This window comes from Macrococcus sp. 19Msa1099 (assembly GCA_019357535.2).
GTDB lineage: Bacteria > Bacillota > Bacilli > Staphylococcales > Staphylococcaceae > Macrococcoides > Macrococcoides psychrotolerans.
On record CP079955.1, the window covers coordinates 1,992,893 to 2,018,743 of the forward strand.

The 25,851-nt window shown below is 39.5% G+C and carries 23 protein-coding genes, 1 tRNA gene and 3 rRNA genes; 2 read left to right on the forward strand and 25 right to left on the reverse strand.

What is annotated here, in order from left to right; genetic code table 11:
* Positions 1-14 precede the first annotated feature (14 nt).
* The 18 genes from rplK to KYI10_10720 all read right to left on the reverse strand — a co-directional run bounded on the left by rplK (position 15) and on the right by KYI10_10720 (position 15,645).
* Positions 15-437 (reverse strand): 50S ribosomal protein L11, encoded by a 423-nt coding sequence (rplK, locus tag KYI10_10635; GenBank protein ID QYA32773.1) that lies wholly within the window; start codon positions 435-437, stop codon positions 15-17.
* 148 nt (positions 438-585) lie between these two features.
* Positions 586-1,131: a transcription termination/antitermination protein NusG gene (nusG, locus tag KYI10_10640; protein QYA32774.1), complete on the reverse strand. Its 546-nt coding sequence runs from the start codon at positions 1,129-1,131 to the stop codon at positions 586-588.
* A 13-nt stretch (positions 1,132-1,144) separates the two neighbouring features.
* On the reverse strand, positions 1,145-1,324 hold the full coding sequence (secE, locus tag KYI10_10645; GenBank protein QYA32775.1) for a preprotein translocase subunit SecE: 180 nt from the start codon (positions 1,322-1,324) through the stop codon (positions 1,145-1,147).
* Positions 1,325-1,466: 142 nt separating this feature from the next.
* On the reverse strand, positions 1,467-2,093 hold the full coding sequence (locus KYI10_10650; protein ID QYA32776.1) for a hypothetical protein: 627 nt from the start codon (positions 2,091-2,093) through the stop codon (positions 1,467-1,469).
* A 75-nt stretch (positions 2,094-2,168) separates the two neighbouring features.
* Positions 2,169-2,687 (reverse strand): NYN domain-containing protein, encoded by a 519-nt coding sequence (locus KYI10_10655; GenBank protein QYA32777.1) that lies wholly within the window; start codon positions 2,685-2,687, stop codon positions 2,169-2,171.
* Positions 2,687-3,430: a 23S rRNA (guanosine(2251)-2'-O)-methyltransferase RlmB gene (rlmB, locus tag KYI10_10660; GenBank protein QYA32778.1), complete on the reverse strand. Its 744-nt coding sequence runs from the start codon at positions 3,428-3,430 to the stop codon at positions 2,687-2,689. The genes KYI10_10655 and rlmB overlap by 1 nt, the downstream gene beginning before the upstream one ends.
* Positions 3,417-3,827 carry a Mini-ribonuclease 3 gene (locus KYI10_10665; GenBank protein ID QYA32779.1) on the reverse strand — a complete coding sequence of 137 codons (411 nt, stop codon included), beginning with the start codon at positions 3,825-3,827 and terminating at the stop codon, positions 3,417-3,419. Before KYI10_10665 ends, rlmB begins: the two co-directional genes overlap by 14 nt.
* On the reverse strand, positions 3,820-5,214 hold the full coding sequence (gene cysS, locus KYI10_10670; protein QYA32780.1) for a cysteine--tRNA ligase: 1,395 nt from the start codon (positions 5,212-5,214) through the stop codon (positions 3,820-3,822). The genes KYI10_10665 and cysS overlap by 8 nt, the downstream gene beginning before the upstream one ends.
* Positions 5,198-5,851, reverse strand: a complete 654-nt coding sequence (gene cysE / locus KYI10_10675; GenBank protein QYA32781.1) for a serine O-acetyltransferase — start codon at positions 5,849-5,851, stop codon at positions 5,198-5,200. The genes cysS and cysE overlap by 17 nt, the downstream gene beginning before the upstream one ends.
* 237 nt (positions 5,852-6,088) lie before the next feature.
* On the reverse strand, positions 6,089-7,543 hold the full coding sequence (gltX, locus tag KYI10_10680; GenBank protein QYA32782.1) for a glutamate--tRNA ligase: 1,455 nt from the start codon (positions 7,541-7,543) through the stop codon (positions 6,089-6,091).
* A gap of 17 nt (positions 7,544-7,560) precedes the next feature.
* Positions 7,561-8,040 (reverse strand): 2-C-methyl-D-erythritol 2,4-cyclodiphosphate synthase, encoded by a 480-nt coding sequence (gene ispF, locus KYI10_10685; protein QYA32783.1) that lies wholly within the window; start codon positions 8,038-8,040, stop codon positions 7,561-7,563.
* A complete protein-coding gene (gene ispD, locus KYI10_10690) occupies positions 8,037-8,717 on the reverse strand; it encodes a 2-C-methyl-D-erythritol 4-phosphate cytidylyltransferase (protein ID QYA32784.1) in 681 nt (226 codons plus the stop codon). The genes ispF and ispD overlap by 4 nt, the downstream gene beginning before the upstream one ends.
* The gene (locus KYI10_10695) at positions 8,710-9,759 is read right to left on the reverse strand and encodes a PIN/TRAM domain-containing protein (protein QYA32785.1); all 1,050 of its coding nucleotides are present in this window, start codon (positions 9,757-9,759) and stop codon (positions 8,710-8,712) included. Before KYI10_10695 ends, ispD begins: the two co-directional genes overlap by 8 nt.
* Before the next feature lie 12 nt (positions 9,760-9,771).
* Positions 9,772-11,133 carry a DNA repair protein RadA gene (gene radA / locus KYI10_10700; protein QYA32786.1) on the reverse strand — a complete coding sequence of 454 codons (1,362 nt, stop codon included), beginning with the start codon at positions 11,131-11,133 and terminating at the stop codon, positions 9,772-9,774.
* Positions 11,134-11,356: 223 nt separating this feature from the next.
* Entirely contained in the window at positions 11,357-13,783 is a 2,427-nt protein-coding gene (locus KYI10_10705; GenBank protein QYA33973.1) for an ATP-dependent Clp protease ATP-binding subunit, read from the reverse strand.
* A 9-nt stretch (positions 13,784-13,792) separates the two neighbouring features.
* Positions 13,793-14,797, reverse strand: coding sequence for a protein arginine kinase (locus KYI10_10710; protein ID QYA32787.1), 1,005 nt, complete (start codon positions 14,795-14,797; stop codon positions 13,793-13,795).
* Positions 14,787-15,173, reverse strand: coding sequence for a UvrB/UvrC motif-containing protein (locus KYI10_10715; GenBank protein ID QYA32788.1), 387 nt, complete (start codon positions 15,171-15,173; stop codon positions 14,787-14,789). The genes KYI10_10710 and KYI10_10715 overlap by 11 nt, the downstream gene beginning before the upstream one ends.
* A gap of 10 nt (positions 15,174-15,183) precedes the next feature.
* On the reverse strand, positions 15,184-15,645 hold the full coding sequence (locus KYI10_10720) for a CtsR family transcriptional regulator (protein ID QYA32789.1): 462 nt from the start codon (positions 15,643-15,645) through the stop codon (positions 15,184-15,186).
* Between the two features lie 184 nt (positions 15,646-15,829).
* Here KYI10_10720 and KYI10_10725 point away from each other — a divergent pair, with 184 nt between their 5' ends.
* Positions 15,830-17,038 (forward strand): NupC/NupG family nucleoside CNT transporter, encoded by a 1,209-nt coding sequence (locus tag KYI10_10725; GenBank protein ID QYA32790.1) that lies wholly within the window; start codon positions 15,830-15,832, stop codon positions 17,036-17,038.
* A gap of 83 nt (positions 17,039-17,121) precedes the next feature.
* Here the strand turns inward: KYI10_10725 and KYI10_10730 are convergent, their stop codons facing one another.
* From KYI10_10730 to pdxS, 3 genes are all read right to left on the reverse strand, one after another.
* Positions 17,122-17,748, reverse strand: a complete 627-nt coding sequence (locus KYI10_10730; protein QYA32791.1) for a nitroreductase family protein — start codon at positions 17,746-17,748, stop codon at positions 17,122-17,124.
* 102 nt (positions 17,749-17,850) lie between these two features.
* Positions 17,851-18,411, reverse strand: coding sequence for a pyridoxal 5'-phosphate synthase glutaminase subunit PdxT (gene pdxT / locus KYI10_10735; GenBank protein QYA33974.1), 561 nt, complete (start codon positions 18,409-18,411; stop codon positions 17,851-17,853).
* Position 18,412: 1 nt separating this feature from the next.
* Positions 18,413-19,300 carry a pyridoxal 5'-phosphate synthase lyase subunit PdxS gene (gene pdxS, locus KYI10_10740; protein ID QYA32792.1) on the reverse strand — a complete coding sequence of 296 codons (888 nt, stop codon included), beginning with the start codon at positions 19,298-19,300 and terminating at the stop codon, positions 18,413-18,415.
* A gap of 104 nt (positions 19,301-19,404) precedes the next feature.
* Between pdxS and KYI10_10745 the strand changes: the two genes are divergently transcribed.
* The gene (locus tag KYI10_10745; protein QYA32793.1) at positions 19,405-20,739 is read left to right on the forward strand and encodes a PLP-dependent aminotransferase family protein; all 1,335 of its coding nucleotides are present in this window, start codon (positions 19,405-19,407) and stop codon (positions 20,737-20,739) included.
* Positions 20,740-20,844: 105 nt separating this feature from the next.
* Here KYI10_10745 and rrf read toward each other — a convergent pair.
* The 4 genes from rrf to KYI10_10765 all read right to left on the reverse strand — a co-directional run bounded on the left by rrf (position 20,845) and on the right by KYI10_10765 (position 25,846).
* Positions 20,845-20,959: ribosomal RNA gene (gene rrf / locus KYI10_10750) — 5S ribosomal RNA — on the reverse strand.
* A gap of 98 nt (positions 20,960-21,057) precedes the next feature.
* A 23S ribosomal RNA gene (locus KYI10_10755) occupies positions 21,058-23,982 on the reverse strand.
* 137 nt (positions 23,983-24,119) lie between these two features.
* Positions 24,120-24,196, reverse strand: a tRNA-Ile gene (locus KYI10_10760).
* 96 nt (positions 24,197-24,292) lie between these two features.
* A 16S ribosomal RNA gene (locus KYI10_10765) occupies positions 24,293-25,846 on the reverse strand.
* Together the 16S, 23S and 5S rRNA genes with 1 tRNA gene alongside form the textbook arrangement of a ribosomal RNA operon.
* Positions 25,847-25,851 lie beyond the last annotated feature (5 nt).

Sequence of the window (25,851 nt, forward strand, 5' to 3'; positions counted from 1 at the left end):
AAATCTTGATTCTATTATTTAATTTCTACACCCATACTACGAGCAGTACCAGCAACAATTCTCATTGCCGCTTCTACGCTTGCTGCATTTAAATCTTCCATTTTAGCTTCAGCGATTTCACGTACTTGATCTTCAGTTACTGTAGCAACTTTATTTTTGTTAGGTTCACCAGAACCTTTCTCAATTTTAGCTGCTTTCTTAAGTAATACTGCTGCAGGTGGTGTTTTAGTGATAAATGTAAATGAACGGTCTTCAAATACAGAAATTTCAACCGGAATAATTAAACCTGCTTGTTCTTGTGTACGTGCGTTAAATTCCTTACAGAATCCCATAATGTTTACACCCGCTTGACCTAATGCTGGTCCAACTGGTGGTGCTGGATTTGCTTTCCCCGCAGGGATTTGTAATTTAACAACTTTGATTACTTTTTTAGCCACGATGTGCACCTCCTTGATATCGTGATGTGGTCACAGGGTATGATATTTACCCTCCCACTCATATACGTGCATTTGCACGACTATAAAATATTACCACTTTAAACCCATTTTGGCAAGTGAAAATTTACAATTATTTATAAAATGAATATTATAATTTTTCAATCTGGTCAAATTCAACTTCAACAGGTGTTTCTCGTCCAAACATATCAACGAGCACTGTTAATTTATATTTCTCTGCATCGATTTCTTTTACTTCACCAACCTGATTCGTGAACGGTCCACTTGTAACACGCACTTGTTCACCAAGTTCAATCTCAACATCGATTGTCTTTTCATTCATACCCATAGATTTCAAGATAAATCTTGCTTCTTCAGGTAATAATGGATTTGGTTTAGATCCAGCGCCAGCCGAACCTACAAACCCAGTAACTCCTGGAGTATTACGTACGACATACCACGATTCATCTGTCATCACAAGTTCTACAAGGACATATCCAGGGAACGTCTTTTTGAGACTCGTTTTCTTTTTCCCGTCTTTAATCGTTGTTTCTTCCTCTTCAGGAATTACTACACGAAAAATTTGATCCTGCATGTTCATTGATTCAAGACGTTTTTCTAAATTGTCTTTTACTTTATTTTCATATCCTGAGTATGTATGAACCGCATACCAGTGTTTTTTACTTTCCTCAGACATTTAATATGCCTCCTTATTTAATTAATCGAATTAATTCCGTAATCCCCATATCGATAAGGAAAAAGAAAATGATAAAGAAGATAACTGTCGCTACAACAATTGATGTGTCTCTTACAACTTCTTGTCCCGTAGGCCAAGTCGTCTTTTTCATCTCAGAAACTACACCTTGAAAAAAGTTTTCTTTATTTTCCATTTGGTCTTGCCTCCAATTTTATTGAATGATAAAAAATATACCGAACGTGAACATCCGATATATTTTTATTTATATTCACTTATTATACTATGCATCGTTTTGTTATAATCCTAGTTAAATATACAAATTATCTTAAACTTTGTCAAACGTCTCCATCATCCAGTAAATGTTTTCTGATTTTACGTCTTAGTCTTACAATTGCATTTTGAATCGTCTTTATGGACTCATCTTCTAATAGTGCCATCGCTTTGACGGATAACCCATCTTGTACATAGTCTAAAACTTTACTTTCAAGCAGACTGAGTTTTAAGTTTGCTGGCGTAAGTGCGTCCGTCAATGCATAATACTCGCTCATAACTTCTGGCCTTAATGCATTGACATCGACAATATGTTCAGCAACCGGGCGATCATAACGGTCCACCATATCAATACTGATTTCTTCTACATCACGTGAACCTTTATTTTGTTTCATCATATTTAATAGCGCGAATTTCAGCATATGATAGTAATAGCGTTCGAAAGAATCATTGCGCTCTTTTTTATAGTTCAGTGCAGTTTCATACAATGTTATTAAACATTGCTGATAGACTATAGCACGTTCAATGTAGTAATACTTTCTAATATAAACTTCCATTCCATTTTGCATACGCACAACTAAAGTATCAAAGCAATCCAGATTTCCATTTTGTATTTCATACACAATTTCCTCTAAAGTCATTACAACGTAAGGAGAAGATTTTTCACATAGTGTTAAGTATGTTATAAGCATGACGGCCCTCTAGTTTTTAACTATAGCGTAAATTGTTTTAAAGATTATTACAAACAATAGTTTTTACTCAAAAAATTATTGTTTTCCTCTTCGTATACGTTCTAACTTTTGCAAAGTTTCTTTATCTAGCACGATTCTAGTTCTTGGTTTCACTTCATGCATCTGCTTCATATCTTTTTCAACGATCATTTTTTCTTCTTCAAGATTTGTAATAAATTCACGTGATGGTATGCGTAGTGCACCACTGCCAAAGATTGCATGCTGTTCTGACATATCACTTGTTACGACTTTAATGGTCGTAATATGTTTTTTGTACAACTCAAAAGTTAAACGCTCAATCACTGCATCCGCGGTTTCATTCTCTTTAGAATAAATCACACGGATACCATGGAATAATTCTTCTTGTTCATGAGATTTTACATCATACGCATCGAAGACCACAATGACATCATCTTGAATCCTGGCATTATAATTCGCAAGTTCCAGTAATAAATTCATACGTGCTTCTTCTAGTGAATCCATAGCAATAGCGGATAGATGACGACTTTGCCCTATTACGTTATAGCCGTCTATAATTGTATAAAATTCTTTCATCAGTCTACTGGGTTCCTTTTACGATACACTTCGTACATCAGCAAACTTGCCGCAACAGAAGCATTTAAACTGTTAACATGACCAACCATCGGTAAATGAACCAAGAAGTCGCATTTCTCTTTCACTAGTCGGCTCATCCCTTCGCCTTCTGAGCCAATAACGATTGCCAAATCCATATCAGCATTCATTTTACGATAGTCTACTGATTGCTTGGCGTCCGTTCCCGCTATCCAGTAACCCGCATCCTTTAACTTATCAATCGCCTGATTAATATTATTCACTCGCATTACTGGCACATGCTCCACTGCACCTGTAGAAGCTTTGACAACCGTTTGATTCAGACTTACAGAACGGCGCTTTGGTATCATGATACCATCTATACCAATAGCATCGGCAGTTCTAATAATTGAACCTAAGTTGTGTGGGTCCTCCAGTCCATCTAATATCATAATTGTATTTAACTTATCAGACGCTTTATTGCTCAGAAAATCTTCAAGTTCCGTATACTCATAAGGAGATATCATTGCCAGTATCCCTTGATGCGGAACATCTGATAAATAATCCAGTTTTGATTTAGGAACTGTTTGAACGACAATCTTTTTTTCTTTACACAGATTCAAAAGACTGCTGATTTGAGACTTATTAATACCTTCTTGAATTAATACTTTATTGATTTCATGGTCTGAAGTTACAGCGCTTTTTACAGCATGCCTGCCTACGATTATTTCATCAGTTGCTTTCATCTTTACCCCTCTTTTCACACAGTGATATGATTTCATTGAGCAGTGCATCGAGCCTTTCATTATCTTCATTCAAATGCAAGTACCCGATAACCGCTTCTAATCCCGTACTTTTTTTGTAAGTTACGACGTCTGTATTTTTTGCTTTTGTATGGCTCTTAGCGTTACGTCCACGCATTAATATGTCCATTTCTTCCGTTGTAAAAAAGTTGTCTTCAACAAGTGAATCAAATGTCTGAGACTGACTCTTAGCAGAAACGAAGAATGTCGCATATCGATGCAGTTCATTGGGTTTACGATTTTTTTCGCGCACAATGTAATTGCGTATATATAAATCTAGAACTGCATCGCCTAAATATGCAAGCGTCAACGGATTATATAAACTTGCCTGATTAACCACGTTTGTACCTCACACCTTGCGCTGTATCTTCAAGAATAATATTTTGCTCTTTTAATGCATCACGAATCTCATCTGCACGTTTAAAGTCTTTATTCTTTCTCGCCTCTTGACGCTCTTCAATTAATCGTTCAACCTCTTCATCTAGCAATGTATCACTTGTATTCAGTTTCACACCTAGGACTTCACTAAAAATTTCAAACACTTCGATAAATCGATTAATGACTTTTAAATCTGTAGATGAATTCTGATTATATATATTTGCCTGTTTCGCAAGTTCATACCATGCAGTAATCGCATTAGCAGTATTGAAATCATCATCCATGGCAGTTTCAAATTGTTTCAATATGTTATCAATCACAAGGATTGTTTCAGCATGATCTACAACATCCACCGATATTGCCTGACGTTCTTTCATCGCCTGGTACGCATTTTGAATACGCTCAAGCCCTGCTTTAGCGCTAGCAACAAGCTCCATATTATAGTTGATAGGATTTCTGTAGTGGACACTGATCATAAAGAAACGTAATACATTCGGATCAATTTCTTTAATAATGTCATGTACAAGAATGAAGTTTCCTAAAGATTTACTCATCTTCTCATTGTCTATATTAATAAATCCATTGTGTAGCCAATAATTAGCAAAAGTCGTGTCGTTGTGCGCTTCTGATTGTGCAATTTCATTTTCATGATGCGGGAATGTTAAATCACTTCCTCCAGCATGGATATCGATAGAATCTCCTAAATGCTTCTTTGCCATTACAGAACACTCAATATGCCACCCCGGTCGTCCTTCTCCCCAAGGCGACTGCCAGCTGATTTCTCCCGGCTTTGCTGTTTTCCATAATGCAAAGTCAAGCGCATCATCTTTAAGTTCTCCAGTCTGGATACGTGCACCTATTTTAAGTTCATCGATTGACTGGTGGCTAAGCTTACCATAACCATCGAACTTACGTGTTCTAAAATAAACATCGCCACCACTTTCATAAGCGTAGCCTTTCTTAATTAATTCATCGATAAATTCAATAATGTCCTCCATATGATCCATTACACGAGGGTGGTGTGTTGCAGTCTTACAGTTTAAAGCATGTGTGTCCTCAAAGTATGCTTCAATAAAACGGTCTGCTATCTCTGGCACCGTCTCTCCAAGTTCATTTGCCGCTTTAATCAGCTTATCGTCTACATCGGTGAAGTTAGAGACATAATCAACCTCATATCCTCGATATTCAAAATAACGACGTACCACATCAAAACTGATAGCCGGACGGGCATTTCCGATATGAATATAATTGTAGACAGTCGGTCCACACACATACATTTTTACTCTTCCTTCTTCAATGGGTACAAACTTCTCTTTACTTCGAGTCAATGTATTATATAACGTAATCATCCTGAATCTCTCCATTTCTTGACGCCTCTATATGACGTTCTAGTTCTTTTAATTTTTCATATACCGGGTCGGGCAAATTCGTATGTTCAAACGACTTACCGACCTTTACCTTGACCCCATTTTGTCTTACAATACGTCCCGGTATTCCTACGACAGTAGAATAATCGGGAACACATTTCAGAACAACAGAATTCGCTCCAATATTTACATTATTCCCAATCTGTATATTTCCCAGCACCTTAGCCCCAGCTGCAATTAATACGTTATCTCCTATATCAGGATGACGTTTTCCGCGTTCTTTACCCGTACCACCAAGCGTTACTCCTTGATAGATTGTAACGTTATCTCCAATCGTACACGTTTCACCAATGACAATACCCATACCATGGTCAATAAATAAACGCCTTCCTATCTTTGCACCTGGATGGATCTCAATTCCAGAGAAGAATCTTGAAATCTGACTGATACTTCGTGCAATGAAGTACATTCTACGCTTGAAGAACCAATGGGCAATTAAATGCCACCACACTGCGTGTAATCCCGAATATGTCAAAAATACCTCAATACTACTTCTCGCTGCCGGATCCTGTTCAAAGACCATTGCAATATCATCTTTAATACGTTTAAACAACGGCATCCTCCCCTCTAAATAAAAAGAAGCACCTCTTATTACAGAGGTGCTTCAGCACGGTTCCACTCTTATTAATAGATAGCATCTATTCACTCGTATTATATTCAATTTCATACATGAGGTGCATTCAGTCATCTATTTATCGTATTCTTCCACCAGCCGAATACTCTCTAAAAGATAAATTGAAGACTTACTTAGTCTCATACCTTGATTATAAAGGATAGCGATAATTTTTCAACGATTTTATTTCACGTACTTTTGAACACGTGCAATAACTTTTTCTTTACCAAGTAATTCTAATGTATTTGGTAGCTCTGGACCATGCATTTGTCCTGTTGTCATAACACGAATCGGCATAAATAAATTTTTCCCTTTGATACCTGTTTCTTTCTGTACAGATTTAATTGCCCCTTTAATACTTGGCGCATCAAATGTTTCTAATGCTTCTAACTGACCAATTAAACTTTGAGCAAGTTCAGGGACCTGTTCTCCATTTACGACCTCAGACTCTGCTTCTCCAAGTTCAATTTCATCACGGAAGAATAACTCACTTAGTTCAACAATTTCACCGGCGTAACTCATCTGCTCCTGATATAATCCAACTAAAGCTTTTGCCCAAGCAAGCTCTTCATCTGTCGGTTGTTCAGAAACAAGTTCAGCTTTTTTCATATGTGGTAACGTCATTTCAAATACAGTATCTAAATCTTTCGTTTTCATATACTGATTGTTGATCCACGCTAGTTTTTGTTTATCAAAGAATGCTGGTGATTTGCTTAGACGTTTCTCGTCAAACATTTCAATGAATTGTTCTTTTGTAAAGATTTCCTCTTCACCTTCAGGAGACCAGCCAAGCAGTCCAATAAAATTAAATAACGCTTCTGGTAAGTATCCAAGATCGTGGTATTGTTCAATAAACTGAATGATTGAACCGTCACGTTTAGACAATTTCTTACGGTCTTCGTTCACGATTAACGTCATATGACCAAACGTCGGGATTTCATATCCTAGCGCTTCATAGACCATCATTTGTTTTGGCGTGTTTGAAATATGGTCGTCACCGCGAATGACATGAGTAATCTCCATAAAGTGATCATCGATTGCTACTGCAAAGTTATACGTTGGGATACCATCCTTCTTAACAATAACCCAGTCACCGATACCGTTAGAATCAAATGAAACTTCTCCTTTAACCATATCATTAAACGTGTATACCTTATCTTTCGGCACACGGATACGAATTGCAGGTTGTCTACCTTCAGCGATCAGTGCTGCTTCTTCTTCTTTCGTTAAATGCGCATGCTTACCACCATATCTTGGCATTTCTCCACGCGCAAGTTGTGCCTCGCGTTCTGCTTCTAATTCTTCGGCAGTCATATAGCAGCGATAAGCTTTGTCTTCAGCTAATAATTTCTCGATAATTGGATTATAAATATCAGCACGCTCAGATTGACGATAAGGACCAAATCCTCCATCTTTATCAATTGATTCATCCCAGTCCATTCCTAACCATTGTAAGAACTTTAACTGGCTCGCTTCTCCACCTTCTACGTTACGCGCAGTATCTGTATCTTCAATTCGGATAATAAAATCTCCACCGTTATGTCTGGCAAATAAATAGTTAAATAATGCCGTACGCGCATTTCCAATATGTAAGAACCCCGTTGGACTTGGTGCATATCTTACTCTTACTTTACTCATCTTGTTCACTCCATTAATTAGTTTGTTTTTAATAATAATACCACAGCTTGTGCCTGTATACCTTCTTGTCGTCCTAAATAACCCATCTTCTCGTTCGTTGTCGCTTTGACGTTCACGTTGAAAATGTCTGTATTTAAGACATTCGCAATCGACTCTCGCATAGCATCGATATGCGGACGGAATTTCGGTTTTTCTGCAATAATTGTCGCATCTAAATTGCCTATTTCATATCCTAACTTAAGAACATGCTGGTACGCCTCTTTTAATAAAATCTTAGAATCCGCACCTTTGTACTTCGGATCATCATCCGGAAAAAATTTGCCGATGTCACCAAGAGAGACAGCACCTAAAATTGCATCTGTAATCGCATGGAGTAATACGTCGGCATCACTATGTCCAAGTAATCCTTTATCGTGTCCCAGTTCGATGCCGCCGATGATTAAAGGTCGACCTTCGACTAATTGGTGTACATCATATCCATATCCAATTCTCATCAAATCCCTCTTTTCTTCAGTATTGCTTCCGCAAAGAACATATCTTCCGGCGTTGTAATCTTAATATTATCATAATCACTTTCAACGATGTTAACTGGGTACAGCCGTTCAACAAGCGACGCATCGTCAGTACCTAAAAAGTCATCTTCATCTGCTTTATTATATGCTTCAAGTAATAAATGATAGCTAAATGCTTGTGGTGTTTGAATCTGCCAAAGTTCTTCTCTATTTAACGTTTCTTCTACCTGGAAATCAATCACACGCTTAACCGTATCTTTCACTTTAACAGCCGCAACAACGCTTTTATATTGTTGTACTTTTGTATATAACTTATACAATGTTTCTGGTGTAACAAAAGGTCTTGCCGCATCATGTATAAACACATAATCGCATGGCTGAATTGCTTTGAGCACATTATAGATGCTATATTGTCTTTCACTACCGCCTACAGTCACTACTTCTATTTTGTTATAAGCTTTAGACATTGCTTTAAGCATTTCCAATTCATCTTTTTGTGCTGCTAAATGAATGGCACGGCAATTATCATCACTCTGAAACGTTTCAAGTGTGTGTTCAAGAATCGATTTACTTTGCAGCTGTAGCAGAACCTTGTTTTTATCCGCCTGCATTCTTTTGCCCATACCGGCTGCGGGAATAATTACATCATACATATTAGTCATTCACTTTCTTCGTAAAAATAATTCGACCTGAAGATGTCTGCAATATGGATTGCACTTCCACTTGAATTTGTTTGTTGATATACTTCTTACCGTGTTCTACAACAACCATCGTACCATCTTCCATGTAGCCTACACCTTGATCTTCTTCTTTTCCTGATTTAGTGACATTTAATAACATCTTATCTCCTTGAGCGACAACAGGTTTAATTGCTTCTGACAGATCATTTACATTCAGCACTTGGATACCTTGCACTTGGCAGACTTTATTCAAATTGAAATCTGTAGTGATCACACTCGCCTTCATGTCTTTCGCCATCGTAACAAGCAACTGGTCCACTTCTTTAATGTTCTTATTCCCTGGAATAATATTCAAAGGATGTCCTGTCTCTTGCAGTTCACTTAATATATCTAACCCACGTTGCCCCTTATCTCTCTTTATTCCATCTGTCGAATCAGCTATTAATTGTAATTCATCCAGCACACCTTGTGGCACTACAATCGTACCATCTAAAAAACCGCACTTTACGATTGATAAAATACGCCCATCGATAATTGCAGAAGTATCTAATAGTTTTGGGAAATCGAATGATTTTCTCTTATTAGGCTGAAAACGTTCAGGCAAGAAACTTAATATCTCACCACGTTTTTGAATACCCACTTGAAAACCTAAATATCCTAATACAACTGCTAAAATAATCGGTACCGTATTCTTAAGAAAAGGAAACCCCATAAAGTTAAAGATTAAACTGATCATTGAAGCAATCATCAGACCAATAATCATACCGAAAGTTGCGATAATCAAATCAATAAAATTGATCTTAAGGAGGAGTTTCTCACCTCTTATAATTAAAGCCACAACACGATCGACAAGCCAGTAAAATAAAAGAAAAAAGACAGCGATACCTACGGCCCCATCGATATATGGATTAGATAATATATCAGGAACTTTAAAATCAAACAGTCCAACAAGCTCAGGTATCAAGAAGATACCTGCTGAAGCACCTACAACGAAAAATATTAATAAAACAAGCTTTCTTAACATCTATACACCTCCTTAAAATGCCATTTTTAATGCTTCGTTAATATTTGTTACACCAATCACTTCAATATTTCCGGGGAAATCCCAGCCACCAATATTATTTTTGGGGATGATGACACGTTTAAAACCGAGTTTTTCAGCTTCTTGTACACGTTGTTCAATACGTGCAACACGTCTCACTTCACCAGTCAGACCGACTTCTCCGATAAAACAGTCATCGCCTCGTGTCGGTTTATCATTATAGCTTGAAGCGATGCTTACGATAACACTTAAATCAACAGCAGGTTCATCAAGTTTTACACCACCCGCAACTTTCACATATGCATCCTGTTGCTGTAATAAATATCCTTGTTTTTTCTCTAGTACAGCCATCAATAGGTTCAGTCGATTATGGTCGACACCTGATGCCATTCTTCTTGGATTATGAAAAGATGTCGGCGTTACAAGTGACTGAACTTCAACTAGTAATGGACGCGTGCCTTCCATCGTTGCAACGATAGTTGAACCTGCTACATTTTTTGTACGTTCTTCAAGGAACATTTCTGAAGGATTCAGGACTTCTTTAAGGCCTGTATTCTTCATTTCAAATATACCCATTTCATTTGTCGAACCAAAACGATTCTTCACTGCGCGTAATATTCTGTAGCTATGATGAGTATCTCCTTCAAAGTAAAGAACTGTATCAACCATATGTTCTAGTAACCTTGGACCTGCGATCTGTCCTTCTTTTGTCACGTGCCCTACGATAAATGTTGCAATGTTCATCTGCTTTGCGATACGCATTAACTCTTGTGTACATTCTCTGACTTGCGATACAGAACCAGGTGCACTTGTAACCTCTGGATGAAATATTGTTTGAATTGAATCGATAACCAAAAATTTCGGTTTTGTTTTCCTTACCGTTTCGTGGATAATCTGAAGGTTGGTTTCTGCATATACATCAAGCTCACCTGCATCCTCTAATAGACGATCGGCACGTAATTTCGTTTGTCTTACCGATTCCTCTCCAGAAATATAGAGTACGGGATGGTTTTGTGAAAGCATTGCACAAACTTGTAGTAGTAATGTGGACTTACCAATCCCCGGGTCTCCGCCGATAAGTATCAATGAACCCGGAACGATTCCTCCTCCAAGTACACGATCCAGTTCTTTCATCTGCGTATGATCACGAGGAACACTTTCTTTCGTTATATCTTTTAGTTTTTCAACTTTATTACCACTTTGTGATTCAGAAATCGCATTTTTAGGGCCCTTCTGTTTATGCTCAATAACTTCTTCCATTTGATTCCATGCACCACAATTCGGACACTTTCCCATCCATTTTGGTGACTGATAACCACAGGCCATACATTCAAATGTGCTTTTCACCTTTACCAAAGCGATTCCTCCTCATTATGTATCTATTTATTTTAAAGCTTTTTAACTAATTAAACAATTATAACGAAAAAGTCGGTACAGAAGTGTTCTACCATAAGTAAAACCCGAATGATGCTAAGAAAATATTCTTTATTTCCAGCACTATTCGGGTTTGATTATAGTAATTTCTGTACCGCTATTAATTAAAGATTATTAATCTGAAACTTATGTCCCTACTCATCAATTATGCTTTTGCTTTATCAATTTTAAATGCATCATCCACATAATCTATAGTAATGTGATGTCCAGTTAATTCTTCACCCTTTAATAGTTCTTCAGATAACTGATCTTCAATATGTTTTTGAATTGCTCTAGCAAGTGGTCTTGCTCCGTACTCAGGATCATAGCCTTCATCTGCGATTTTCTCTTTCGCTGCATCTGTCAATGAAATATGGATATCTTGCTCTTTCAGTCTGTTTGCAAGCCCTTCGACCATTAATGTCACAATTTCTTTCAATTGATCTTTCTCCAATTTATGGAATACGATGATATCATCAATTCTGTTTAAAAACTCAGGGCGGAATTGTTTCTTAAGCTCATCCATCATCGTTTTACGGATTGTTTCATAATCCTGAGCTGCAGTCTGCCCCCCGAACCCAACAAATTTATTATCTTTAATTTCTTGAGCTCCGACGTTACTCGTCATAATAATAACCGTATTTCTGAAATCTACCGTACGACCTTTCGAATCTGTAAGACGCCCATCATCGAGTACTTGTAACAGAATGTTAAAGACATCTGGATGTGCTTTTTCTATTTCGTCAAATAAGATAACTGAATAAGGTTTACGACGTACCTTTTCTGTTAATTGACCGCCATCATCATGACCTACATATCCTGGAGGAGAACCTACCATACGTGAGACGCTATGTTTCTCCATAAACTCACTCATATCTACGCGAATCATCGCATCCTCTTCACCAAACATTGCCTCAGCTAGTGCTTTCGCAAGTTCTGTTTTACCTACACCAGTAGGTCCTAAGAAGATAAAGCTCCCAATCGGACGTTTCGGATCTTTAAGACCAGCACGTGCACGACGCACAGCTTTAGAAATAGATGATACGGCATCAGCTTGACCAATGACACGATTATGCAAGATTTCTTCCAGGTTCAATAGCTTTTGTGATTCAGTTTCTGCAATTTTAGCAATCGGAATACCTGTCCATTGCGCTACAACATTGGCAATGTCATCTGCAGTTACTGAAGTATTGTTTGAACCTTGTGTTTTTTGCCATTCTTTTTTAGTTTCTTCTAACTTTTTCTCAAGCTGTGTCTGTTTATCACGTAAACTTGCTGCCTGTTCGAACTCTTGAGAATGTACTGCAGCGTCTTTTTCATTCTTCACTTTTTCTAATTCCGCTTCAAGCTCTTTTAAGCTTGGCGGTGTTGTATAATTGCGTAAGCGTACTTTAGAACCTGCTTCATCGATTAAGTCTATCGCTTTATCTGGTAAGAAGCGATCTGATATATAACGATCACTCATCTTAACTGCAGCTACAAGTGCTTCATCAGAAATCTTAATTCTGTGATGTGCTTCATAACGGTCACGCAACCCTTTTAATATTTCTATTGCATCTTCTACATTCGGCTGATCCACTTGAACAGGTTGGAATCGACGTTCAAGTGCTGCATCTTTCTCTATATATTTACGGTACTCTTCCAATGTTGTCGCACCAATACATTGTAACTCACCACGTGCAAGTGCAGGCTTTAATATGTTAGAAGCATCGATTGCACCTTCTGCACCTCCAGCTCCAATTAAAGTGTGTAATTCATCGATGAATAAGATAATATTACCTGCCTGATGAATTTCTTCCATCACTTTCTTAAGACGCTCTTCGAATTCGCCTCGATATTTAGTACCAGCAACAACAGTACCCATATCTAAACTCATTACACGTTTTCCTTTTAATGTTTCTGGCACTTCATTATTGATAATTGCTTGTGCTAATCCTTCTACAATCGCCGTTTTACCTACACCCGGTTCCCCAATAAGCACAGGATTATTTTTTGTACGACGACTCAACACTTCAATAACACGCGTAATTTCAGCACTACGCCCAATCACTGGATCTAGTGTGCCATCTTTTGCAATGACTGTTAGATCGCGCGCAAGTTCATCAAGTGTCGGTGTATTTTGTGATTTTGAAGCATTCGTATCTTTGCCTGTCATCTCAGGACTACCAAGTAACTTCACCACTTGAGATCTTGCTTTTGTAATGTTTAAGTCAAGATTCGCTAGTACGCGTGCTGCAACTCCTTCATTTTCACGGATTAAACCAAGTAGAATATGCTCTGTCCCTACAAAGTTATGATTTAATTTACGTGCTTCATCAAGTGATAATTCGATGACCTTCTTAGCGCGTGGTGTATATTGTATTGTGCCACCCATGTCTGTACCATGACCGATAAGTTGTTCTACTTCAGATACAACTTTATCTTCTGTGATATTGTAAGCCGCTAAGACTTTTGCAGCGATACCATCAGGCTCTTTTACAAGACCCAACAATAAATGTTCTGTTCCAATGTTGTTGTGATTTAAACGAATCGCTTCTTCTTGTGCATGTGCAAGTACTCTTTGAGCACGTTCTGTTAATCTACCAAACAATATAATTCCTCCTTATAGATGCGTTCGTAGCATCTCTGCTCTTTTTTCTTCTATTGTGCCTTGTGTATCATATACGGTATCTAAAAACGGTGCTTGAATTGCTACCATAAGTTCGTTAAACCTAAACGGAATATTGATGATATCCATATCAATTCCAAGCTTTACTTCACTTAGACGAAGGCTTGCTTCTTCTACTGAAATCTTACGGCTGTATTTCAAAATACCTAAACTACGATAAATTCTATCAATAGTTTCAATATGATCGTAATTATTCATTCGTTTGCGCATATTGAGTTCTTCCTCAATAATCTGTTCGACAACTTGCTGAAGATCTTCAATAATACTTTCTTCATCTTTACCGAGTGTCAACTGATTAGATACTTGGTATATATGACCTAATGCTTGTGTCCCTTCTCCATATATACCACGAATCGTAAAACCAAAACGATTGATAGCTTGAGCGATTCGATTCATACGATTCATAATAGAAAGTCCTGGTAAATGGAGCATTACACTAGCACGTAGACCTGTTCCTATATTAGTAGGACATGTCGTTAAATATCCATAATGCTCGTCAAAGGCCATTGTTAACTTTTCATCTAACCGCTTATCAATATCTTGAGCACGCATATATAACTTCTGAAGAGATAAATCTTTACCGAGCACTTGTATTCTGATATGATCTTCCTCATTTACCATAATGCTCTCTGATTCATCATCGTTAATATAGACGGCACCACCGTTATTATCCAATAATTCTTTACTCATCAAATGCTTTGCGACAAGCATTAAGCGCTCTCGTTCAGATATTTTGCTCATCTTTATTTCTTCATAATCATGAAGCACACTCCCCACCGCTTCAATAACACGTTCTGCATCTCCCTCACTAAACATCATCGGATGCACAAAATCTTCTAAGTTACGCGCCAATCTGATTCTAGAACTCAAGATGACCGGTTCATCTTTACCACTTTGCATCCAGTCGCTAAGTTCACTTTGAAGGTGTTTACTCAACATGAGTATCACCACCTTCCTTTAATACTTTTATTTCGTCTCTTACATTTACAGCTTCTTCAAAGTTTTGTACTTCTATTAATTGCTGTAGTTGTTCTTCCAGTGCTTCAATACGCTTTTTAAGTGCAATCTTTTCTTGAGACTTAAAAGGTTGCTGTCCGACATGTTCCAGATTACCTGCTTGAACTCTCTCTATTACTTGAGGGACATATTGACTAAATGCGTCGTAACATTCACTACAACCAAACTTGCCGATATGCAACGCCTCTCTTAGCGAAAGACCACAGTTAGGACATTTATCAGGATGTGTTTGAAATTCTCCGCTATTAAGTAAATGTTTCAATAGCTGATTCATCGAAAATTCTTCTTCATAAGCCATACTGTACCTCCTAGTTGTATTGGATGATTGCAAGTACATTTTGTAATATATTCGCTCTAATATAATCACGGTACGGTACTTCCATCCTTAAAGTATCTCTGTGAATCGTTGACATGATCAACTTCTTCTCTCTTAATGTAATCAATTCGTTATCATATAGACCCGCAATAATGCGCTCAGCGTTTTGCTGGGAAATCTGCTTACTTGTAAGCTCTTTAAGATGATTTAAAAAAGCTGACTTATCGTTTGATTCAATCTTTGTAATACGGATATAGCCACCGCCACCACGTTTACTTTCGATTTGATAACCATGTTCATTTGTAAACCTTGTTTTAATGACATAATTTAACTGTGAAGGTACACAATCAAACTTCTCTGCAATATGGGCACGCTTAATTTCCACGACGTCATCTGTCGCTTCTTCAAGCAGTTGCTTTAAATATTGTTCAATTATATCCGACATATTGTGCATGACATCACCCACCTTTGACCTTCTTTGACTTTATTATATTTTGATTTGTCATTTAGTGCAAACAATATGTTTATCTTTCATATTTGAACATCTGTTCAAAATGAAATTAAAATTTGTTTAGCGCTTTCATAAATTATATAGTATGATATGTATAGTTAAAATTAATATTAAAAGGAGCGATATTATGAACTTTATAATAGGTATTATCGGACTTATTATCTTCTTGTCTCTCGCATGGATCATGAGTTCGGATAAAAAAGGCGTAAGATGGCAATATATTGGTATCATGCTTGTAATTCAATTCATACTTGCTTTCGTCTTGCTAAAAACAACAGCTGGGATTTGGCTCGTTACACAACTAGCAACTGGATTTGGTTATTTACTTAAGTATGCAGCAGAAGGTGTATATTTTGTATTCCCAGGTGTTAAAAATGATGGCGTAGCTAATTCATTTTTCTTTGATGTATTGTTACCAATCACTTTTATTTCAGCATTAATAGGTATCCTTCAATATTTAAAAATCTTACCTTTTATCATCAAATATTTAGGATTAGTTATTTCTAAAGTAAACGGGATGGGCAAACTTGAATCTTTCAATGCAGTAGCCGCAGCAATTCTTGGGCAATCTGAAGTATTCATTTCATTAAAGAAGCAACTACCGTTTATACCGAAGCATAGGCTGTATACTTTAACAGCGTCGGCAATGTCTACCGTTTCGTTATCAATTGTCGGAGCTTACTTTCAGATGATTGAACCACGATTTGTTGTTACAGCCATCGTACTTAATTTATTTGGTGGATTTATTATCGCTTCAATCATCAATCCTTATAGAGTATCTGCTGAAGAAGAAGATGCGGTGATTATGACTGAAGATGAAAAGAAACAATCATTCTTCGAGATGCTTGGCGAATATATTCTTGATGGATTTAAAGTTGCTATTATCGTTGCAGCAATGTTAATCGGTTATATCGCCTTAATTGCAATGCTTAATGGAATCGTCGAGGCGTTTACACCAGGCGAAATGAACTTCCAGACTATACTTGGGTATTTGTTTGCACCTCTTGCATTCTTAACAGGAATCGCTTGGGACGATGCGGTTCGCGCAGGATCTATTATGGCGACTAAACTCGTTTCGAATGAATTTGTTGCAATGCTAGATATTCAGGCCATCGTTAAAGGAAAGACTGGCGAATTATCAGAACATGCGGTCGGAATCGTTTCTGTATTCTTAGTATCTTTTGCTAACTTCTCATCTATCGGTATTATCGCAGGGGCTATTAAGTCACTTAACGATAAGCAAGGTGATGTGGTCGCTAGGTTCGGTCTGAAATTATTATACGGCGCTACACTTGTATCATTCATTTCAGCAACAATTGCAGGTTTCTTTATATAAAAGATAAGTGGACTGTTTCATAAACAGTCCACTCTTTTTTATGATAATATTGATTGTTTTGTTCCTACAAAATTCGTCTCTAATTAATTATATGTCAATATTTCTGATACATCATATCTTGAGGATGGATAATGTTCTTTAGCTGCAATTCCAATTGCGATGAACATTACAGGTGTGTATCGTCCTCCATCAATATTTAACGCTTGTAATACCGCTCCTCTGTCAAAACCACCAATTGGATTTGTATCGAAGCCATAATCTTTTGCGACAAGCATAAACTGCATTGCCGCCATGGCAGAATCCATCATTCCTTGAGTATACATAGATTCATCTGGCGTCTGATCCAGAAGCTGTTGAATCACCTTCGTATTTTCATCTTTTATATTTTGATCCATATATCCTTCTTTTACATTTTGCTGCATAATTCTATCTAAGTCATTTTTATGGTTATTATCCGATAATACTAGTACAAAAGCTGAGCTTGTATCTAATTGACGCGTATTAAAATGAACGTGATTTCTTATTGCCGCTTTCGATTCATCGGATTCTACTACAACAAATCTCCAAGGTTGTAAATTTAAAGAAGACGGTGCCTTCGTTGCTAAAGTAATCATTTCTTCCATTATTTCATGAGGAATTGTGATATCTGGATTAAACTCTTTTATTGAATGACGTGATTCGATTGCTTGTTTTAATGATAAGTCTTTCATGTAAGACACTCCTTTTTTATAATGATTGATTATAACATGCATCTGAAATGTCACAAAATAAAAAAGCCTACATTTTTCAAATGTAGCCTTTTTACCAAAATATTATTTCATTACCATTTCTTCTATAAAATATTTCATGATTTTAAAATCTTCAGTAAGTTCCGGATGAAATGATATACCGAGATATTTCCCTTGTTTGACTGCTACCATCTTATCGTCTACTATGCTCAGTACTTCCACTTCTGGCCCAACTGACACAATATGTGGTGCACGGATAAAAACTGCATTTACTCGATCTTCAATACCCTTAACATCAAGATCAGCTTCAAAGCTATCGACTTGACGTCCAAATGAATTACGTTCAACTGTAATATCTATCTTCCTTAAATGACCTTCCTCATAACCGACGATATCATTTGCAAGTAAGATTAACCCTGCGCATGTGCCATACATCGGTAATTCACTTTGGCGTAACGTTTCAGTAAAGCCATATAGATCCATCAGACGACGCATCGTTGTTGATTCTCCACCAGGCAATACTAATCCATCGATATCTTCTAGTTGTTCTACACGCTTTACAGGTAAACCTGTATGACCTGCTAGTTCAATATGATGAATATGCTCTCTTACAGCACCTTGCAATGCTAATACACCAATCTTCATATTACCAGCCACGTTCCTGCATTCTTTCTTCTAAAGAAAGCTTATTAATATCTAAACCTTTCATCGCTGCTCCTAACTCTTTAGAAAGTTCACCGATTAATTTATAGTCTTGATAATGTGTTGTCGCTTGAACGATTGCTTTTGCAAATTTCTCAGGTGATTCTGATTTAAAGATACCAGAACCTACGAATACACCATCAGCTCCTAGCTCCATCATTAATGCTGCATCCGCTGGTGTAGCAACACCACCTGCTGCAAAGTTCACAACTGGTAACTTACCTAAAGCTTTAATCTCTTTTAATACCTCATAAGGTGCGCCTAAAAGTTTAGCTTCCGTCATAATTTCATCATCGTTCATTACAGATAGTTTACGCACTTGTGCATTTACTTTACGTAAGTGACGTACAGCTTCAACGATATTTCCTGTACCAGGTTCACCTTTTGTACGTAACATCGCTGCTCCTTCACCGATACGACGCGCTGCTTCACCTAAATCACGACATCCACATACGAATGGTACTGTAAATTCATCTTTCTTTAAATGAAACTCTTCATCTGCTGGAGTTAATACTTCTGACTCATCGATATAGTCAACGCCCATTGCTTCTAATACACGTGCTTCAGTAATGTGACCAATACGACCTTTTGCCATAACAGGTATAGATACTGCATTCATTACCTCTTCAACGATACGAGGGTCAGCCATACGAGCAACGCCACCTGCTGCACGAATATCACTAGGCACACGTTCTAATGCCATTACAGCTACTGCACCAGCAGCTTCAGCAATTTTTGCTTGTTCAGCGTTGACAACATCCATAATAACGCCGCCTTTTTGCATTTCTGCCATACCACGTTTAACTTTATCTGATCCTACGATTTTACTCATTAATATACACCTCATATTCTGAATTTACACTACAATTACTAATGTATAATATTATCTGATATTATAAAAGTATCAGTTATTAATAAAATAAAGGGGTCAGTTTCATGGAGATACTTACATACAAATTCAGTGATCAAAAATATTTATATACGCAATTATATGAAAACATTAAAAGAGATATTTTATCTGGCAAATTAAAACATAAAGAAAAACTCCCTTCGAAACGTAAACTCAGTACACATCTGAACTTAAGTGGAACCACAATCGAGATCGCATATCAGCAATTACTGGATGAAGGATATATATATTCAGTACCAAAAGTAGGTTTTTTTGTAGAAGATATTCAGACGATAAATATAGCACCTGAAAGTAAATCAGACATGCCAAATCATCATCATAAACAAAGACAGTTATCTCTTAAAATAGAAGACAGTCACATAAAATCATTTCCATTTCACAAATTCAGAAAGTACGCACGAGATGCATTTGAACAAGAGCAATATCATTTACTGGAACTTGGTGATGTTCAGGGAGAAGAAATATTGCGCAATGAAATTAGACGCTATCTATATCATTCTCGCGGAGTGAACTGCGAAAATTATCAAATCATTATCGGCAGTTCTACAGAACAGCTGTTTACCCTCCTTACTAAAATATTAGGTAACAGCTCATATATATTAGAAAACCCTGGTTACCCACTCATTCGAAAAGTATTACAAAGCGAACACAAAGACTATCAGTATATCGATGTTGATGAAGAAGGACTCATCGTTTCATCACTTCCTGAAGATGTTGAAATTGTGCACGTTACACCAAGTCATCAGTTCCCAACAGGTGTCGTACTCAGCGCAAAGCGCAGAACTGAACTGATTAATTGGTCAAAGCAAAAACAAAATCGCTATATTATTGAAGACGATTACGATAGTGAGTTTAGATATAAAGGAAGGCCTCTCGCTGCATTACAAGGTATGAGCAATGATTGTGTGATATATATGAGTACATTCTCAAAATCTATCTATCCAAGCATCAGATGTGCCTATTTAGTACTGCCTGATAAACTGCTGAAATTGTATAAAGCGATGTCAAAGCCAAATAACACTGTTCCAAGACATATTCAATATATGATAGCTGCATTTATGAAAGATGGTGAATTTGAACGGAATATTAACAGGATGAGAAAGGAATATAAGAAGAAATTAGAGCTTGTACTTCAGTCTGTTAAAGAGACCTTTAAGCAAAGTAATATAACTGGCAGTGATGCGGGTATGCACTTCGTACTCGAGACGAAAGAAATTATCAATAAAGATAGTATTGCAATTAATACGATAGATGATTACTATTCTGGAGAAAAAACAAGTTATAAAAATAAATATATTATCGGATTTGGAAGTATCGAAGACGATGAAATCTCTTCCATTATTAAACGACTAAAAAATTAAGCCCATAATAAATAAAAGTAACTGCACTATGCAGTTACTTTTTTGTATAAAAAAAGAGACCTAACAGGTCCCCAATGTGCGGCTCATCGCATCCATTTATATATTGCCCGGCAACGTCCTACTCTCGCGGATCGTAAGACCAACTACCATCGGCGCTAGAGAGCTTAACTTCTGTGTTCGGTATGGGAACAGGTGTGACCTCTCTGCCATCGTCACCAGACAAATGAAAGAATAAATAGTTTATACTTTCAAAACTAGATAAAGTAAGTAAGATATATTAGATTCTACCCGGCAATCCCGAATAAAAAATCTATAAAATTGATTAAGTCTTCGATCGATTAGTATTCGTCAGCTCCATACATCACTGTACTTCCACCTCGAACCTATTAACCTCATCATCTTTGAGGGATCTTATAACCGAAGTTGGGAAATCTCATCTTGAGGGGGGCTTCATGCTTAGATGCTTTCAGCACTTATCCCGTCCATACATAGCTACCCAGCTATGCCGCTGGCGCGACAACTGGTACACCAGAGGTATGTCCATCCCGGTCCTCTCGTACTAAGGACAGCTCCTCTCAAATTTCCTACGCCCACGACGGATAGGGACCGAACTGTCTCACGACGTTCTGAACCCAGCTCGCGTACCGCTTTAATGGGCGAACAGCCCAACCCTTGGGACCGACTACAGCCCCAGGATGCGATGAGCCGACATCGAGGTGCCAAACCTCCCCGTCGATGTGAACTCTTGGGGGAGATAAGCCTGTTATCCCCGGGGTAGCTTTTATCCGTTGAGCGATGGCCCTTCCATGCGGAACCACCGGATCACTAAGTCCGTCTTTCGACCCTGCTCGACTTGTAGGTCTCGCAGTCAAGCTCCCTTGTGCCTTTACACTCTGCGAATGATTTCCAACCATTCTGAGGGAACCTTTGAGCGCCTCCGTTACTCTTTAGGAGGCGACCGCCCCAGTCAAACTGCCCGCCTGACACTGTCTCCCGCCACGATAAGTGGCGCGGGTTAGAAAGTCAACACAGCCAGGGTAGTATCCCACCAGCGCCTCCACGTAAGCTGACGCTCACGCTTCAAAGGCTCCTACCTATCCTGTACAAGCTGTGCCGAATTTCAATATCAGGCTGCAGTAAAGCTCCACGGGGTCTTTCCGTCCTGTCGCGGGTAACCTGCATCTTCACAGGTACTATGATTTCACCGAGTCTCTCGTTGAGACAGTGCCCAAATCGTTACGCCTTTCGTGCGGGTCGGAACTTACCCGACAAGGAATTTCGCTACCTTAGGACCGTTATAGTTACGGCCGCCGTTTACTGGGGCTTCAATTCGTAGCTTCGCATACGCTAACCACTCCTTTTAACCTTCCAGCACCGGGCAGGCGTCAGCCCCTATACTTCACCTTACGGTTTTGCAGAGACCTGTGTTTTTGATAAACAGTCGCTTGGGCCTATTCACTGCGGCTCTTCAAGGCTTGCACCCTAAAAAGCACCCCTTCTCCCGAAGTTACGGGGTCATTTTGCCGAGTTCCTTAACGAGAGTTCGCTCGCTCACCTTAGAATTCTCATCTTGACTACCTGTGTCGGTTTGCGGTACGGGCACCTAATTTCTAACTAGAGGCTTTTCTTGGCAGTGTGAAATCAACGACTTCGCTACTATAATTTCGCTCCCCATCACACCTTGATCTTGGTGAGTACCGGATTTGCCTGATACTCAATCTCAGTGCTTGGACGTACATAACCAACAGTACGCTTCGCCTATCCTACTGCGTCCCCCCATCGTTCAAACAATCTTAGGTGGTACAGGAATATCTACCTGTTGTCCATCGCCTACGCCATTCGGCCTCGGCTTAGGTCCCGACTAACCCAGAGCGGACGAGCCTTCCTCTGGAAACCTTAGTCAATCGGTGGACGGGATTCTCACCCGTCTTTCGCTACTCACACCGGCATTCTCACTTCTAAGCGCTCCACATGTCCTTACGATCATGCTTCGACGCCCTTAGAACGCTCTCCTACCATTGTCCTACGGACAATCCACAGCTTCGGTAATATGTTTAGCCCCGGTACATTTTCGGCGCAGCGTCACTCGACTAGTGAGCTATTACGCACTCTTTAAATGATGGCTGCTTCTAAGCCAACATCCTAGTTGTCTGGGCAACGCCACATCCTTTTCCACTTAACATATATTTTGGGACCTTAGCTGGTGGTCTGGGCTGTTTCCCTCTCGACTACGGACCTTATCACCCGCAGTCTGACTCCCGCATTAAATTATCTGGCATTCGGAGTTTGTCTGAATTCGGTAACCCGAGGGGGGCCCCTAGTCCAAACAGTGCTCTACCTCCAGTAATCATCATGCGAGGCTAGCCCTAAAGCTATTTCGGAGAGAACCAGCTATCTCCAGGTTCGATTGGAATTTCTCCGCTACCCACACCTCATCCGCTCACTTTTCAACGTAAGTCGGTTCGGTCCTCCATTCAGTGTTACCTGAACTTCAACCTGGACATGGGTAGATCACCTGGTTTCGGGTCTACGACCTGATACTCATTCGCCCTATTCAGACTCGCTTTCGCTACGGCTCCACATATACTGCTTAACCTTGCATCAAATCGTAACTCGCCGGTTCATTCTACAAAAGGCACGCCATCACCCATTAACGGGCTCTGACTACTTGTAAGCACACGGTTTCAGGTTCTATTTCACTCCCCTTCCGGGGTGCTTTTCACCTTTCCCTCACGGTACTGGTTCACTATCGGTCACTAGAGAGTATTTAGCCTTGGGAGATGGTCCTCCCGGATTCCGACGGAATTCCACGTGTTCCGCCGTACTCAGGATCCACTCAGGAGAGAATAACTTTTCGACTACAGGGCCTTTACCTTCTATGGCTGACTTTTCCAAAGTCATTCGTCTAAACTATTCCTTTGTAACTCCGTGTTGAGTGTCCTACAACCCCAGAGTGCAAGCACTCTGGTTTGGGCTCTTCCCGTTTCGCTCGCCGCTACTAAGGGAATCGAATTTTCTTTCTCTTCCTCCGGGTACTTAGATGTTTCAGTTCTCCGGGTGTGCCTTCTCATATGCTATGTATTCACATATGGATAACATGACATAACTCATGCTGGGTTTCCCCATTCGGAAATCTCTGGATCAAAGCTTACTTACAGCTCCCCAGAGCATATCGTCGTTAGTAACGTCCTTCTTCGGCTTCTAGTGCCAAGGCATCCACCGTGCGCCCTTAATAACTTAATCTGTTATTAATATTGTGATGTCTGCATAAATGCAGACGCGCGATTTTTTCAAGAATTCAAATATGAACTCACTCGGTTTTGCTTGGTAAAATCTTTATATCTTCTTACTTTATCTAGTTTTCAAAGTACAATATTTAATGGTGGGCCTAAATGGACTCGAACCATCGACCTCACGCTTATCAGGCGTGCGCTCTAACCAGCTGAGCTATAGGCCCATTATTAATTTGAATGTATAAACATTCAAAACTGAATACAATATGTCAATGCCAATTCCTACAGACCTGAGGGTCTGTTTCCGTAATTATCCTTAGAAAGGAGGTGATCCAGCCGCACCTTCCGATACGGCTACCTTGTTACGACTTCACCCCAATCATCTGTCCCACCTTCGACGGCTAGCTCCTAAAAGGTTACTCCACCGGCTTCGGGTGTTACAAACTCTCGTGGTGTGACGGGCGGTGTGTACAAGACCCGGGAACGTATTCACCGTAGCATGCTGATCTACGATTACTAGCGATTCCAGCTTCATGTAGTCGAGTTGCAGACTACAATCCGAACTGAGAATGGTTTTATGGGATTTGCTTGACCTCGCGGTTTTGCTGCCCTTTGTACCATCCATTGTAGCACGTGTGTAGCCCAAATCATAAGGGGCATGATGATTTGACGTCATCCCCACCTTCCTCCGGTTTGTCACCGGCAGTCTCTCTAGAGTGCCCAACTTAATGATGGCAACTAAAGATAAGGGTTGCGCTCGTTGCGGGACTTAACCCAACATCTCACGACACGAGCTGACGACAACCATGCACCACCTGTCACTTTGTCCCCCGAAGGGGAAAGCTCTATCTCTAGAGTTGTCAAAGGATGTCAAGATTTGGTAAGGTTCTTCGCGTTGCTTCGAATTAAACCACATGCTCCACCGCTTGTGCGGGTCCCCGTCAATTCCTTTGAGTTTCAGTCTTGCGACCGTACTCCCCAGGCGGAGTGCTTAATGCGTTAGCTGCAGCACTGAGGGGCGGAAACCCCCCAACACTTAGCACTCATCGTTTACGGCGTGGACTACCAGGGTATCTAATCCTGTTTGATCCCCACGCTTTCGCACCTCAGCGTCAGTTACAGACCAGAGAGCCGCCTTCGCCACTGGTGTTCCTCCATATCTCTGCGCATTTCACCGCTACACATGGAATTCCACTCTCCTCTTCTGCACTCAAGTCTCCCAGTTTCCAATGACCCTCCCCGGTTGAGCCGGGGGCTTTCACATCAGACTTAAGAGACCGCCTACGCGCGCTTTACGCCCAATAATTCCGGATAACGCTTGCCACCTACGTATTACCGCGGCTGCTGGCACGTAGTTAGCCGTGGCTTTCTGGTAAGGTACCGTCAAGGTACGTTCAGTTACTAACGTACTTGTTCTTCCCTTACAACAGAGTTTTACGATCCGAAAACCTTCTTCACTCACGCGGCGTTGCTCCGTCAGACTTTCGTCCATTGCGGAAGATTCCCTACTGCTGCCTCCCGTAGGAGTCTGGGCCGTGTCTCAGTCCCAGTGTGGCCGATCACCCTCTCAGGTCGGCTATGTATCGTTGCCTTGGTGAGCCGTTACCTCACCAACTAGCTAATACACCGCGGGTCCATCTATAAGTGACAGCAGAACCGTCTTTCACTATCGCTTCATGCGAAGCTAGATATTATCCGGTATTAGCTCCGGTTTCCCGAAGTTATCCCAGTCTTATAGGTAGGTTACCCACGTGTTACTCACCCGTCCGCCGCTAACGTCAGAGAGTGCAAGCACTCTCGTCTGTTCGCTCGACTTGCATGTATTAGGCACGCCGCCAGCGTTCATCCTGAGCCAGGATCAAACTCTCCATAATAGATT